The organism is Azospirillum sp. UENF 111221 (assembly GCF_058780625.1).
The window spans coordinates 1965415-1979406 of sequence record NZ_JBSNCH010000005.1 but is presented as its reverse complement, the minus strand read 5'-3'; the positions used below and the strand labels follow the sequence as shown (position 1 = coordinate 1979406).

The window sequence follows — 13992 nt, the reverse complement described above, 5'->3', positions numbered from 1 at the left end:
CCTATGCCCCGTCAAGATTGCGGCGCAGAACAAGTGCCGCGACCCGTCCATCCGGTCGTTTGTAGTATCCGGGGCGACGCCCGACCGAAAAAAAGCCGCTGGCCTTGTATAGACTCGAAGCTGCCGGGTTATCCTCGGCAACTTCAAGAAACAATGCAGTCGCGCCCAGGTCCTGCGATCCGCTGACCGCAGCCTCCACCAGCAGGCGGCCGATGCCGCCGCGGCGGGCCTGCGGCAGCACGCCGATGGCGAGGATCTCCGCATCCTCCGCCGCGACCCGGGCCATCACAAAACCGAGCGGCCGGTCCCGGTCGTCGAGGGCGATGGTGGCGAAGCCGGCCGGCGGGACGATCAGGGTGGCGACCGACGCCTCGTCCCAGGGATCGTCCGGGAAGCAGGCCTGCTGCAGGGCCGCCACCACACCGGCCTCCAGCAGGCCGGCGGGGTGGAGGCGGACGGCGGCGGTCATGCCGCGGCTCCGCCCGGTACGGCTTTGCTCCCCGGCTTGGCTGCCGCGGTCTTCGGTCCCGCGGTCTTCGGCCCCCCCGTCTTAGGCCCCCCCGTCTTAGGCAGGGTGACGTCGGGCGGGCGGAGATAGAAGGGGTCGACTGGCAGGCCGGTGGGGCGGACGGCCCCGAGCGCCGCCACCACGGCGGCATCCGGCAGCCCGTCGCCGGACGCCAGCGCCAGATCGCCACGCCCGGCCAGCAGCGGCGCCAGCACCGCCGCCGCGTCGCCGGCCAGCAGCAGCGGGCCGGACGGGTACAGCCCGTCGAGCCAGCCGGGGATCGCCGCCGGATCGGGCATCGCCGGATCGCCGACGGGGGCGAGCGCCGCGTCGTAGAGCTGAAGGAAGGGTTCCGCCCGCCGGCTGTCGACGGCAACCAGCAGGAACCGGCCGGCACGCTCGGCGACCGGCACGCCATGGGCGATGGCGTCGAAGCTGGTGATGCCGATCACCGGCAGGTCCCGGGCGACGGCGATGCCGCGCGCGGCGGCCAGCGCGATGCGCAGCCCGGTGAAGGCGCCCGGCCCGACGGTGACGGCGATGCGGTCGAGGTCGGCGAAACCGGCGCCGGCGTCGGCCAGCACCTCCTGCGCCAGCGGCACCAGCACTTCGGCCTGCCCGCGCGCCATCGGCGGGCTGCGCCGGACGGTCACCCGCGCACCGTCATCCTGACCGGCCGTTCCGTCCCACACTGCCGCCGAACAGCCCGACGTGGCCGTATCCAGACCCAGAACCTTCATCACCCCACCTTCCCTGCCGCCGCGACCCGCGGACGGCCCGTTCATGATACGCAAGCCAGACTGCCACGGATTTCCTCACCGTGCGGCATCATCCCGAAATGGGGCCGGCCGTCATGGCACGCCGCCATGGGAATGGCAGACCCGCGACCATGGCAGACGGCGCCGCGGCCATGCTACAGGACGATCGTCTTTCTCATATGCCGACGGTTGCCCTGTTCATGCTGACCGAGATCACGCCTCCGGCCTTCGACATCGACCTGGAGCTTCTCTACGCCACCGCCGACAATCTGTCGGGCGTGCCGATCTACCGCTCGGCGGTGTGCATGCTGCACCCCGACGCGGCCCGCCGGCTCGGCGACGCCATCCGGCTGGCCCGCGGCATCGGCTGCCGGCTGCGGGTGTACGATGCCTTCCGCCCGGCGGAGGCGCAATGGAGGCTTTGGCACGCCTTCCCCGATCCCACCTATATCGCCGACCCGCGGCTGGGGTCCAACCACACCCGCGGCGTGGCGATCGACCTGACGCTGGTGGATGCCGCCGGCGTGCCGCTGGACATGGGCACCGGGTTCGACGCGATGACCGAGCGGTCGCACCATGGCCGCAGCGACCTGACCGCCGACCAGCAGCGCAACCGCGCCCTGCTGCTGGGCGTGATGGTGGGGGCGGGGTGGGAGCATTACCCCTCGGAATGGTGGCACTACCAGCTGCCGGATGCCGAACGCTACCCGCTGCTGACCGACGCCGCGGCCGGCGGCCGGCTGATGTAGGGACAGGGGCGGCCGGTACCGGCCCAAACCCGTCTGCCGAACCCATCTGCCGAAGCTCATTTGCCCCGGCTCATTTCTACGTGTGCTACGCCTGAGGCGTTCCATTGTTGCACGCGCGCACCGCATCTCTGCTCTCCGCAGGAAAGCGGCGGACGGCGCTTGTTCGCAGGACGGGGACTGTGGCACATCATTTGCGTTGGGGCGGAGGTCGCCCCAATCAGCCTTTTCCGCAAGGGCGCCATGCCGTTCCGTCGTGCCGTCTCGGTAGTCGCCGCCGCCGCGCTGTCCATCTGGACCGCGTTCGTGCCGGTGTCCCGGCCCGCCGCCGCCGAAGCCGCCTCTCCGCAGGGCGCCAGCGCGGTGGTGTTCGCCTATGACCGCTTCGGCGAGGACCAGAACCCGTCGATCAGCATCCGCATCGACCAGTTCGAGGCCCATCTGGACGAGCTGACCGACGGCGACTACACCGTCCTGCCCCTGCCGAAGATCCTGGACGCGCTGCGCACCGGCAAGCCGCTGCCCGACCGCACCGTGGCGATCACCATCGACGAGGCCAGCCGCTCCGCCTTCACCGAGGCGTGGCCGCGGCTGAAGGCGGCCAATCTGCCCTTCACCCTGTTCGTCGCCACCGATGCGGTGGACCGCGGCTCCCCCGCCCACATGACCTGGGGCGAAATCCGCCAGCTGGCGGCGGCCGGCGTCACCATCGGGGCGCTCGGCACCTCCACCCAGTCGATGCTGGCGCGCAGCCCCGACCAGCTCGCCGCCGACCTGCGCCGGATGTCCGACCGCTTCCAGGCGGAGCTGGGGCGGCGCCCGGCGGTCCTGGCCTATCCGCAGGGCGAATATTCGCTGGCGGTGCGGCAGATGGTGATCGACCAGGGCTTCACCGCCGCCTTCGGCCAGCAGTCGGGGGTCCTGCACCCGCAGGCCGATCCCTGGAGCCTGCCGCGCTTCGTCATGAACGAGACCTATGGCAGCGCCGACCGGTTCGAGCTGGCGGCCAACGCGCTGCCGCTGCCGGTGTCGGACCTGACGCCCGACGACCCGCTGGTCACCGTCAACCCGCCGCCGCTCGGCTTCACCATCGCCGACGGGGTGGGCGACAGCTCCAAGCTGGCCTGCTTCGCCACCGGCCAGGGCCGCACCGCGCTGGAACGCATCGCCGAGGACCGGGTGGAGGTCCGCATCCGCGATCCCTTCCCGCCGGGCCGGGCGCGCGTCAACTGCACGCTGCCGGCCGCCGACGGCCGCTGGCGCTGGCTGGGCGTGCAGTTCCTGATCCCGGAGTAAACCGGCCGCACCAACAGTTCCCAGGGCAGTCCCCAGGGCAGTCCCCGGGCATTTCCGACCGCATCAATCGGGCATTGGCGGCCGGTTCCGCCACGCCTATGGTGCCGGTTCCGGCGGGCCGTCGCGTGGCGCGCTGCGGTTTCCAGAAATGGGCGTTTTCACAAGCGGGCGATTTTTCGGGAGCGGGCCATGGCCGACGACACCTATTCAGCAAGCGGGCCTGGGGGCGCGCAGGGCTCCGACATCGGCTGGGCCGACACGGTGCGGTTCCGGCTGCCGGCCGGCTGGGCCGTCGATGTGGAGGAGCATGAAGGGCAGCCGGTCGGCACCTTCCGGCCGCCGCCGCCGGCCGCGGGCGTCCTGCGGCTGGTGACCGACCGGGTGGTGCCGCGGCCGGACTCCGGCGGCACCGCCGCAACCTTGCAGGAAATGGCTCTGCGCTTTGTCCGGCCGCAGGACCAGCGGGCAGGGGACCGGACCGTGGACAGCCGGTCCGACGGCGCCGTGATCGCCCAGGCGATGATGCGGACGGAAGAGGACGGCCGGGCGGAGACCCATTATCTGTGGCTGGTCGGTGCGGAGCGCGCCGATGCGGCAGGGTCCGTCGCCGCGGTCGCCATGTTCAGCTTCGCGCTGCCCGACCTGATGGATGGCGACGAATCCTGCGCCGAGATGCTGGGCCGGATCGACGACGCCATCCGCAATGCGGAGATTTTGTGAGGCGGCAGGTTTTGTGAGACGGAAGGCATCCGCCTCTTCGGGACAGGGTTACCGCAACGCCGTCATGGGAGGAACGCCGGTCAGCAGTGGCCGGCGCCGGTGGCCATCAGCGCCTTCATGCGGAGCGCATGCGGGTCGTGGGCGACGGCGGCCTCTTCGGCCGCAAGGGCGGCGAGGCTGAGGAAGCGCACCAGATCGTCCAGATCGCATCGCGTGGCATCGCTCATCAGGCTGTCGAGGCAGGACTTGATGGCCAGGGCCACGTCGCGTCGTTCGTCCATCATCGCGCTTCCCTTTCACACCTGTGTGACCAGCATCGCAATTGAACCGCATGGCCCGGCGGCGGCAGCGGCAGCATTGCCGGCCCCTTCCCTTGCGGTCATCCCCAATGGGTAAACGAGATAGCATATTCCTTTTGGGGTTTCACTATTAGATTCTCCAAAACTTGAATAATCATAGCAACTGCGAATTGATTGCACACAGCTTTGCACGCGGTTGCTTGTTAATGAAAGGTTAACTTCCTTGACTAGTTCATAAGCTAAGGATTTATCTCTTGTAACACCTGTGACGATTTGAATCATCGCGCTTGAATATCGGGATACTCGTCCTTGCGTACTTGAATACACCGGTATTCTATTGCCAGGAGCAATAGGACGGCGGCGGTGTGGCAAAGGCTGTTGGGGACGCGTTTTTTCCCCGCTTTTGCAGGCTGAAAGGCGCGCCACCCTGTTGCAGCCCGAAACGGCTCCGCCTATATCTCCGCCAGCACGGGCCGGACCCGGGGGCATCGCTTTCATGTGTCGCCCCCGGACACCAGGACCCCAAGCGCTCCACCGACGTTTCACCGACCCTATGGGGATCGCGGCGGTGCCGGACCAGACGGGCCGCCACGCATCTGCCGAACGAAAGAGGCTGAACATGAGCAAAGTGATTGGTATCGACCTCGGCACCACGAACTCGTGCGTCGCCGTTATGGAAGGCGGCAGCGCCAAGGTGATCGAGAACGCCGAGGGCGCGCGGACGACGCCGTCCATGGTCGCCTTCAGCCAGGGCGGCGAGCGGCTGATCGGCCAGCCCGCCAAGCGCCAGGCGGTCACCAATCCGGAAAACACCCTCTTCGCCATCAAGCGTCTGATCGGCCGCCGCTTCGACGATCCGCTGACGAAGAAGGACCAGGGCCTGGTTCCCTACCGCATCATCTCCGGCGACAACGGCGACGCCTGGGTCGAGGCGCACTCCAAGAAGTACAGCCCCAGCCAGATCAGCGCCTTCATCCTCACCAAGATGAAGGAGACCGCCGAGAACTATCTGGGCGAGAAGGTCACGCAGGCGGTCATCACCGTCCCGGCCTACTTCAACGACAGCCAGCGCCAGGCCACCAAGGACGCCGGCAAGATCGCCGGGCTTGAAGTCCTGCGCATCATCAACGAGCCGACGGCCGCGGCGCTCGCCTACGGCATGGAGAAGAAGGGGTCCGGCACCGTCGCGGTCTATGACCTGGGCGGCGGCACCTTCGACATCTCCGTGCTGGAGATCGGCGACGGCGTGTTCGAGGTGAAGTCGACCAACGGCGACACCTTCCTGGGCGGCGAGGACTTCGACAGCCGCATCATCGAGTATCTTGCCGACGAGTTCAGCAAGGAGCAGGGCATCGACCTGCGCAAGGACAAGCTCGCGCTGCAGCGCCTGAAGGAAGCTGCCGAGAAGGCGAAGATCGAGCTGTCGTCCACCACGCAGACCGAAGTCAACCTGCCCTTCATCACCGCCGACCAGACCGGTCCGAAGCACCTGAACATCAAGCTGACCCGCGCCAAGCTGGAAGCCCTGGTGGACGAGCTGGTGCAGCGCACGATCGAGCCCTGCAAGGCGGCCCTGAAGGACGCCGGGCTGAAGGCCAGCGAGATCGACGAGGTGATCCTGGTCGGCGGCATGACCCGCATGCCCAAGGTCATCGACGCGGTGAAGCAGTTCTTCGGCCGTGAGCCGCACCGCGGCGTCAACCCGGACGAGGTGGTCGCCATCGGCGCCGCCATCCAGGGCGGCGTGCTGAAGGGCGAGGTCAAGGACGTCCTGCTGCTCGACGTCACCCCGCTGTCGCTGGGCATCGAGACGCTGGGCGGCGTCTTCACCCGCCTGATCGACCGCAACACCACGGTGCCGACGAAGAAGAGCCAGACCTTCTCGACCGCCGAGGACAACCAGAACGCCGTCACCATCCGCGTCTTCCAGGGCGAGCGCGAGATGGCGGCCGACAACAAGATGCTGGGCCAGTTCGACCTGGTCGGCATCCCGCCGGCCCCGCGCGGCGTGCCGCAGGTCGAGGTGACCTTCGACATCGACGCCAACGGCATCGTCAGCGTCACGGCGAAGGACAAGGCGACCGGCAAGGAGCAGCAGAATCCGCATCCAGGCCTCGGGCGGCCTGTCGGACGCCGACATCCAGAAGATGGTCAAGGACGCCGAGGCCCATTCGGCCGACGACAAGAAGCGCCGCGAACTGGTGGACGCCCGCAACCATGCCGACGCCCTGATCCACACCACCGAGCGGACCATCAAGGAGAACGGCGACAAGATCCCGGCCTCCGACAAGACCGCCGCGGAGGCTGCCGTCGCCGAACTGAAGTCGGTGCTGGACAGCGAGGATCTGGACGGCATCAAGGCGAAGACCGAGGCCCTGGCCCAGGTCTCCATGAAGCTGGGCGAGGCGATGTACAAGGCCGGCCAGGGCGAGGCCCCGGCTGCGGGCGGCGAGGCGCCGGGCGCCCAGCCGAACGAGCCGGGCGTCGTCGACGCCGACTTCGAGGAGGTCCAGGACGACAAGAAGAAGTCGGCATAAGCCCGACGCCAGCTTCTTTTTGATACGGACCTGACGCGAGCATCGATGGCCCGCCGCCTTTCCCCGGCGGCGGGCCTTCGGTATGCTGGGGTCAGGCTCCGACGCGACGCGGACAGTTTGGACCAGAACGACTCAAAGGCGGTCGGCCCCCATGGCGAAACAGGATTATTACGAGCTGCTCGGTGTGGCGAAGAACGCCAGCGCGGATGAGCTGAAAAAGGCTTATCGCAAGATGGCGATGCAGTACCACCCGGACCGCAACCAGGGTGACAAGGACGCCGAGCAGAAGTTCAAGGAAGTCAGCGAGGCTTATGAGGTCCTGAAGGACGATCAGAAGCGCGCAGCCTACGACCGGTTCGGCCACGCCGCCTTCGAGAATGGCCGTGGTCCGGGTGCCGGTGCGGGCGCCGGCGGCTTCAACTTCGACTTCGGCGGCGGCGGCGGCTTCGCCGACATCTTCGACGAGATGTTCGGCGAGTTCATGGGCGGGCGCCGCGGCGGCGGCGGTGCGTCCGGCCGCGGCCAGGACCTGCGCTACAATCTGGAGATCGGGCTGGAGGAGGCCTTCAAGGGCACCCAGACCACCATCCGCGTGCCCACCACCGTGCAGTGCGACGGCTGCAACGGGTCGGGTGCCGCGGCGGGGACCCAGCCGATCACCTGCCCGACCTGCCAGGGTCACGGCAAGGTGCGGGCGCAGCAGGGCTTCTTCACCATCGAGCGGACCTGCCCCGGCTGCCACGGCGCCGGCAAGGTCATCAAGGACGCCTGCAAGACCTGCGGCGGCTCCGGCCGGCTGCGCAAGGAGAAGACCCTTCAGGTCAACATCCCCGCCGGCGTCGAGGACGGCACCCGCATCCGTCTGGCGGGCGAGGGTGAGGCGGGCCTGCGCGGGGCGCCGGCCGGCGACCTCTACATCTTCCTGGCGCTTGCCCCGCACCCGATCTTCCAGCGCGACGGCGCCAACATCCACTGCCGGGTGCCGATCCCGATGACCACGGCGGCGCTCGGCGGGGCGGTGGAGGTGCCGACCATCGACGGCAGCCGCACCAAGGTGACGGTGCCGCCGGGAACCCAGTCGGGCCACCAGTTCCGCATCAAGGGCAAGGGCATGTCGGTGCTGCGCAGCGCCCAGCGCGGCGACATGTACATCCAGGCGGTGGTGGAAACCCCGGTGAACCTGACCAAGCGCCAGCAGGAACTGCTGCGCGAGTTCGAGGGCGCCGCAAAGGAAGGGTCGAACCCGCAGTCGGAAGGCTTCTTCGCCAAGGTGAAGGAGCTTTGGGAAGACCTGAAGGACTGATCCCGGCCATCGCCGGGGACAAATCGGGACTGTCTGGACGGGCGGCGCGTCGATGATGCGCCGCCCGTTACTTTTTGTCGCATACTGGGATCTTTGCGTGTTTTCCACGGCTGCCGAGCGGTTTTTGCGCGAAAGCCGTTGAAGGGGCGGTCATGCACGTGTAATCACCCAGCATGGCTAATCCATTGGCGACATGCCCGGCCGGTGCCGGGGGCAGGCTGCCTCATGCGGGTTGAGAGGCTTCTCACCGCGCTGGTCGACGCTTTCGTCCGCGGCGACGAGCTGCCCGACCTGATCCTGCCGGCGGGCCACTCGCCGATCCTGCAACGCCGCCGCGCCGCGATGATCCAGTCGCGTGTGCGCATGGTGGCGCTGATCTTCGGCATCCTGACGCCGCTGTGGATCGCCATCGACGTCACCGTCTTTGAATGGTCGCTGGCGATCTGGCTGATCCTGCTGCGCCTGACCGCCAGCGCCGCCTTCCTGGCGCTCGCCTTCGACCGCCGGTCCTGCGAGGACATGGCCTGCGCCTGGTGGCGGCTGGCCGCGCTGCTGGCGATCCCGACCGTGTTCTTCGCCGTCTCGCACCCGCTCCTCTATAACCAGGGGGTCGACGACCTGCGCATCGCCGTCAGCGCCGGCTACGGCTATCTGCCCTTCGTGATGGTGGCGGGGCTCAGCGTCTTTCCGCTGACCGCGCTGGAGGGGGCGCTGTTCGCCGCACCGATGCTGGGTGCCCATCTGGCCGCCGGCTTCTACGGCTCGCTGGTGATGCCGTTCCCCTCCTACATCAGCGCGCTGTGGCTCTTGGCGCTGATCGCGGTGGTGGCGACGCTGGCGGCGATCAGCCAGCTGCATTTCATGATCGCGCTGCTGGAGCAGGCGGCGCACGACGCGCTGACCGGCGCCTTCTCCCGCCGGATCGGCGAGGAGTTGCTGAAACTCCAGGTCGCCCATGCCGAGCGGGCATCACAGCCGCTGACGGCGATCTTCGTCGATCTGGACGACTTCAAGGCGGTCAACGACCGCTATGGCCATGAGGAGGGCGACCGCGTCCTGCGTCATGCCGCCAACACCATCCGCAGCCTGCTGCGCCAGTCCGACGCCCTGATCCGCTGGGGCGGCGAGGAGTTTTTGGTCGTCATGCCCGACACCCCGGTGGACGGCGCGATGATCGCGGTGGAGCGCATGCGCCGCGCCGGCTTCGGCAAGCGGCCGGACGGCAGTTTGCAGACCGCCAGCATCGGCATCGCCGAACAGACGGCCGACCGCCCCGCCGATTGGGAAGCGCTGGTGGAACTGGCCGATCAGCGCATGTACCGCGCCAAGCAGGACGGCAAGGACCGGGTGGTCGTCACCGGCGCCGGCGTCAAGCCCGACGCCGAGACCGATCCCTGGGACGGCATCACCGCCTGAGCGCCCAGTCAGCTTTCCGCCGGGCCGTCCAGCGGATACTCCCCCAACGCCTCATACACCGCGCCGCCGTTGCCGAGATGGCTGCGGTAGAGGGTGAGGCGGTCGACCGGCATCGGGCCGGCGCGGAACAGGCCGCGGTCGGACAGGAAACGGCCGATGCGGTCGGCCGGCGCGTCCTTCAGCCGGGCCAGCGTGATGTGGGGGGAGAATTTCCGCTCCTCCGCCGGCAGGCCGCAGCGGACGACGACGGACTCGACCTTGGCCTGGAGATGGGCCAGCGCCTCGTTGCGCTCCACCCCCGCCCACAGCACCCGTGCCTTGCGGCCGGCGCCGAACACGCCGACCCCGTCGAGGGTGAGCGCGAAGGCCGGCGCCCGCAGTTCCGCCAGGGCGGCGTCGATGTCCATCGCCTGATCCTCCGGCACCTCGCCGATGAAGCGCAGGGTCAGGTGCATATTCTCAGGCTCGGTCCAGCGCGCGCCGGGCACCCCGCCGCCCAGACCGGCCAGCCGCCGGCGAACCTCCTCCGTCAGGTCGAGCGCGACGAACAGGCGGAGCATGGGGCACCTCCAGACTTGCAGGGCCGGTTGCTGCAACGGCCCGCCCCCGTTCGATGAAGGGTGCGGGCCGTACGGTGGCTTACGGGCAGGGATCCGGCATGCGGTTGTGCACGGCGTCGATCTCCGCCAACACCTCGGGCGACAGGGTCAGCCCGACCGAGTCGATGTTGGAGATCAGCGTCTCCATCGTCGTCGCCCCGATCAGCGAGGAGGTGACGAAGGGCTTCTGCAGGGTGAAGGCGATGGCCATCTGGTTCGGCGCCAGACCGTGGCGGCGGGCGATGTCCAGATAGGCCTCGGTCGCCGCGTCGGCATTGACCGTGTTGTAGCGCGACGGCCGGTGGTCGAGCGAGCGGCGGCTGCCCGGCGGGATGGCGCCGTTCAGGTACTTGCCGGTCAGCGTGCCGGCGGCGAGCGGCGAATAGGCCAGCAGCCCGACATCCTCGCGCAGGGCCACCTCCGACAAGCCGTTCTCGAAGGTCCGGTTCAGCAGGTTGTAGGCGTTCTGGATCGAGGCGACGCGCGGCAGACCGGCCGGCTCCCCTGCCACCTCGGCGGCGCGCAGCCAGCGCATGACGCCCCACGGACTTTCGTTCGACAGGCCGACATGGCGGATCTTCCCCGCCTGCACCAGCTCGGCCAGCGCCGCCAGCGTCTCCTCGATCGGCACGGCGTCCTGCTCGGGCTTGTGCTGATAGGTGCGGCCGCCGAAGCGGTTGGTGACGCGGTCGGGCCAGTGGATCTGGTAGAGGTCGATGTAGTCGGTCTTCAGCCGCGACAGGCTGGCCTCCACCGCCGCGAAGAGGTTGGCGCGGTCGAGCCGCGACTTGCCGTCGCGTATCCAGCCGAAGCCGCCGGCCGGCAGGCCGATGATCTTGCTGGCAAGGATCACCCGGTCGCGCTTGCCGCGCGACTGGAACCAGCTGCCGATCACCTCCTCCGTCTTGCCATAGGTGTCGGCGGTGGGCGGGATGGCGTACATCTCCGCCGTGTCCCAGAAATTGATGCCGCGGTCGAGCGCCGCATCCATCTGGGCATGGCCTTCGGCCTCGGTGTTCTGGCGGCCCCAGGTCATGGTGCCCAGGCCGATGGCGCTGACCGACAGGCCGGTGCGGCCAAGCGGACGATACTGCATCCGGAACGTTCCTTATTCGAAATGATCTTTACAGAAACAGCGTCAGCACGCCGGTGTAACCATAGAGCCGGTTGTGCGACACCTCGCCCGAGGCGAAGAAGCCGGTCAGCGGGATGTCGCCGAAGACCTCGCGGATCATCGACAGCTCGGCATTGGCGGCACCGAACAGGCTGGGGCCGCGGGCGATGCAGCTGACATACACCGCCCCCTTCGGCGTCGCCTTCACCCGTTTCTTGAGGCTGTCCAGCATCCGGCGCATGTCGGCGGCGGCGGTCTCCGCGTCGCGGCGGGTGAACATCACCGGCTGGCCGGTGGTCACCCGTTCGGCGATGGAGAGCCAGCCGGCGCGCGGGTCGATGGCGATCAGGTCGCGCACCAGATAATCCTGGGTGTCGGAGCCGGCGATCGGCAGCCCGGCGCAGATCACCCCGGCCACCTGTCGCAGGTCGGCGGCAAGCTCCGGCCCGATGTCCTCCTTGAACACGTCGAGCGCCGGGCGGCCGTCGATCTCCAGGATCACGTTGTCGTCGCTGGCGGTGACGGTGCGCGTCGGCCCGATGGGGCGGCAGCCCTGGGTCAGCGCGGTGGCGACCGGCAGCTGCGGCGCGAACAGCACGCCGGACACGCCGCCGTCGGTGACCGGGTCGGCATCCTCCGCCCCGGCGGCGATCTGCGGGAACTCCCCGCGCGAGGCGGTCAGGCCGCCGACCAGGAAGACGCCGGCCTCCTCCGACAAACGGGCGACCAGCCCGGCCATGTCGGCATGGTGCGGGTCGACATGGATCAGCGCCAGCGCCGCGCCATGCTTGTCCAGCCAGCCGCCGGCATTGCCGCGCAGCGGCTCCAGCCCGTCGGTCAGGGTGGGGAACAGGCGGAAGCTGTCCTCCGGCAGGCGGGCGGCCATGATCGCCAGCCCCGGCTCGTCGAACAGGGCCGCACCGTTCGCCATCACGCCGATGCCGGCGGTGCCGACCCAATGGCGGATGCCGGTAACGCCGCGCAGCAGGGTGACGATGCTGGTCGCATGCTCCGCCAGCCCGTCGGTCAGATAGAGGAAGCCCAGGTTGCAGCCGGCGACCGGCCCCAGCCGGTCCAGGCAGGCCTTGACCGTCGGCCCCCACTCGGACCCGGCGGCGCAGGCGGCGGTAAAGCGGGTGTCGCTGTCCTGGGGCACGGTCATGGGGGTCACGGTCATGGCGGCTCAGCCTCCGGTCTTTTCTGTAGTCTTCTGGATTTGCGGCAGGCTGTCGAGCAGGGCGGTGACGGAGGGCAGGATGCGCTCGACGATCACCGCCACGCCCTGGGCGTTGGGGTGCAGGCCGTCCGGCTGGATCAGCGCCTGCTGCAACGCCACCCCGTCGAGGAAGAAGGGATAGAGCGGCACATCGTAGGTCTTGGCGAGATCCGGGTAGATGGCGTTGAAGCTGTCGGTGTAGGGCTTGCCCAGGCTGGGCGAGGCGAACATGCCGGCCAGCAGGGTCGGCACCTTGCGCTCCTTCAACGTCTTCAGGATGGCGTCGAGGTTGGCCCTGGCCTGACCGGGGTCGAGCCCGCGCAGCATGTCGTTGGCGCCCAGCTCGACGATGGCGGCGTCCGGCTTGTCGGCCAGCGCCCAGTCCAGCCGCGCCCGCCCACCGGCGGTGGTGTCGCCCGACACGCCGGCGTTGACGACGGTGACGCTGTAGCCCTTCGCCGCCAGCGCCTTTTCCAGCTGGCGGGTGAAGCCCTGCGGTTCGGGCAAGCCGTAGCCGGCGGTCAGGCTGTCGCCCAGCGCCAGCAGCTTCACCGGCGGCGCGGCAGCCGCGCGGGTCGGAACGGTCATCGATGCCCCTGCGGCAAGAAGAAAGGCGAGTGCGGCGCCAAGGGCGCCCGTGTTGAAAGCCCGGCGGGTCGTGCCATATGGCGATGGTCCATTCCGCTTGTGCGAGTGTCGCATGTCCAAGGCTCAGTCCCCTGCAACGTCGTCAAACTCCATCGCCCGGCCTTCAAACGAAATCATCGTTGAACTCGACGACGTCCACCTGAAATTGGACAGCGGCGCCGGACCCGTCAACATCCTGCGCGGCGTGAATCTTCAGGTTTCGGCCGGCGAGCGGGTCGGCGTCGTCGGCCCCAGCGGCTCCGGCAAGTCCACCATGATGATGGTGATGGCCGGGCTGGAACGCCCCAGCGGCGGCCTCGTCCGCGTCGCCGGCCAGGATCTCGGGAAGCTGGACGAGGATGGGCTGGCCCGCTTCCGCCGCCAGCATGTGGGGATCGTCTTCCAGGCTTTCCATCTGGTGCCGACCATGACGGCGCAGGAGAATGTCGCCATCCCGCTGGAGTTCGCCGGGGTCGCCGACGCCTTCGACCGCGCCCGCGTCGGGCTGGAGCAGGTGGGCTTAAGCCATCGCATCCACCATTATCCCGGCCAGCTGTCGGGCGGCGAGCAGCAGCGCACGGCGCTCGCCCGCGCCTTCGTCACCGAGCCGTCGCTACTGCTGGCCGACGAGCCGACCGGCAACCTCGACATCGACACCGGCAGCACCATCGTCAAGCTGCTGTTCGATCTGGCCGAGCGGCGCGGCACGACGCTGGTGCTGATCACCCACGACCAGAGCCTGGCTGCGCGCTGCGACCGCACGGTGCGGCTGGCGGACGGGCGGATCGCCGACGATGGGCAGGCCGCCCGGCGCGCGAAGCTCCAGGCGGCGGGGGAGTGAGGGGGATGGAAA

14 protein-coding genes and 1 pseudogene are annotated in these 13992 nt (G+C 68.9%); 7 read left to right on the top strand and 8 right to left on the bottom strand.

Annotated elements, in window-relative coordinates; genetic code table 11:
* Position 1: 1 nt before the first annotated feature.
* Positions 2 to 469 (bottom strand): GNAT family N-acetyltransferase, encoded by a 468-nt coding sequence (locus tag ACWPN3_RS24080; RefSeq protein WP_109096001.1) that lies wholly within the window; start codon positions 467 to 469, stop codon positions 2 to 4.
* A complete protein-coding gene (gene tsaB, locus ACWPN3_RS24075) occupies positions 466 to 1248 on the bottom strand; it encodes a tRNA (adenosine(37)-N6)-threonylcarbamoyltransferase complex dimerization subunit type 1 TsaB (protein ID WP_492239787.1) in 783 nt (260 codons plus the stop codon). Before tsaB ends, ACWPN3_RS24080 begins: the two co-directional genes overlap by 4 nt.
* 197 nt (positions 1249 to 1445) lie before the next feature.
* Between tsaB and ddpX the strand changes: the two genes are divergently transcribed.
* From ddpX to ACWPN3_RS24060, 3 genes are all read left to right on the top strand, one after another.
* Positions 1446 to 2015, top strand: coding sequence for a D-alanyl-D-alanine dipeptidase (gene ddpX / locus ACWPN3_RS24070; RefSeq protein WP_492239785.1), 570 nt, complete (start codon positions 1446 to 1448; stop codon positions 2013 to 2015).
* A 240-nt stretch (positions 2016 to 2255) separates the two neighbouring features.
* Positions 2256 to 3308, top strand: a complete 1053-nt coding sequence (locus tag ACWPN3_RS24065) for a polysaccharide deacetylase family protein (protein ID WP_109096003.1) — start codon at positions 2256 to 2258, stop codon at positions 3306 to 3308.
* 189 nt (positions 3309 to 3497) lie between these two features.
* On the top strand, positions 3498 to 4028 hold the full coding sequence (locus ACWPN3_RS24060; RefSeq protein WP_109096004.1) for a hypothetical protein: 531 nt from the start codon (positions 3498 to 3500) through the stop codon (positions 4026 to 4028).
* 80 nt (positions 4029 to 4108) lie between these two features.
* Here the strand turns inward: ACWPN3_RS24060 and ACWPN3_RS24055 are convergent, their stop codons facing one another.
* The gene (locus ACWPN3_RS24055) at positions 4109 to 4312 is read right to left on the bottom strand and encodes a hypothetical protein (protein ID WP_098740861.1); all 204 of its coding nucleotides are present in this window, start codon (positions 4310 to 4312) and stop codon (positions 4109 to 4111) included.
* Positions 4313 to 4324: 12 nt separating this feature from the next.
* Positions 4325 to 4609, bottom strand: a complete 285-nt coding sequence (locus tag ACWPN3_RS24050) for a hypothetical protein (protein WP_492239783.1) — start codon at positions 4607 to 4609, stop codon at positions 4325 to 4327.
* A gap of 337 nt (positions 4610 to 4946) precedes the next feature.
* Here ACWPN3_RS24050 and dnaK point away from each other — a divergent pair.
* From dnaK to ACWPN3_RS24035, 3 genes and pseudogenes are all read left to right on the top strand, one after another.
* A pseudogene (gene dnaK / locus ACWPN3_RS24045) lies at positions 4947 to 6864 on the top strand (molecular chaperone DnaK).
* Positions 6865 to 7015: 151 nt separating this feature from the next.
* Positions 7016 to 8167: a molecular chaperone DnaJ gene (gene dnaJ, locus ACWPN3_RS24040; protein ID WP_109096005.1), complete on the top strand. Its 1152-nt coding sequence runs from the start codon at positions 7016 to 7018 to the stop codon at positions 8165 to 8167.
* A gap of 225 nt (positions 8168 to 8392) precedes the next feature.
* Positions 8393 to 9583 carry a GGDEF domain-containing protein gene (locus ACWPN3_RS24035; protein WP_247872785.1) on the top strand — a complete coding sequence of 397 codons (1191 nt, stop codon included), beginning with the start codon at positions 8393 to 8395 and terminating at the stop codon, positions 9581 to 9583.
* An 8-nt stretch (positions 9584 to 9591) separates the two neighbouring features.
* On the opposite strand, the gene thpR is transcribed toward ACWPN3_RS24035, so the two are convergent.
* The 4 genes from thpR to ACWPN3_RS24015 all read right to left on the bottom strand — a co-directional run bounded on the left by thpR (position 9592) and on the right by ACWPN3_RS24015 (position 13100).
* The gene (thpR, locus tag ACWPN3_RS24030) at positions 9592 to 10143 is read right to left on the bottom strand and encodes an RNA 2',3'-cyclic phosphodiesterase (protein ID WP_109096006.1); all 552 of its coding nucleotides are present in this window, start codon (positions 10141 to 10143) and stop codon (positions 9592 to 9594) included.
* A 79-nt stretch (positions 10144 to 10222) separates the two neighbouring features.
* Positions 10223 to 11278 (bottom strand): NADP(H)-dependent aldo-keto reductase, encoded by a 1056-nt coding sequence (locus tag ACWPN3_RS24025; protein WP_492239781.1) that lies wholly within the window; start codon positions 11276 to 11278, stop codon positions 10223 to 10225.
* Positions 11279 to 11306: 28 nt separating this feature from the next.
* A complete protein-coding gene (locus tag ACWPN3_RS24020; protein ID WP_492239780.1) occupies positions 11307 to 12473 on the bottom strand; it encodes an FIST signal transduction protein in 1167 nt (388 codons plus the stop codon).
* Positions 12474 to 12479: 6 nt separating this feature from the next.
* On the bottom strand, positions 12480 to 13100 hold the full coding sequence (locus ACWPN3_RS24015; protein WP_492239779.1) for an arylesterase: 621 nt from the start codon (positions 13098 to 13100) through the stop codon (positions 12480 to 12482).
* Between the two features lie 112 nt (positions 13101 to 13212).
* Between ACWPN3_RS24015 and ACWPN3_RS24010 the strand changes: the two genes are divergently transcribed.
* A complete protein-coding gene (locus ACWPN3_RS24010; protein WP_492239778.1) occupies positions 13213 to 13980 on the top strand; it encodes an ABC transporter ATP-binding protein in 768 nt (255 codons plus the stop codon).
* Positions 13981 to 13992 lie beyond the last annotated feature (12 nt).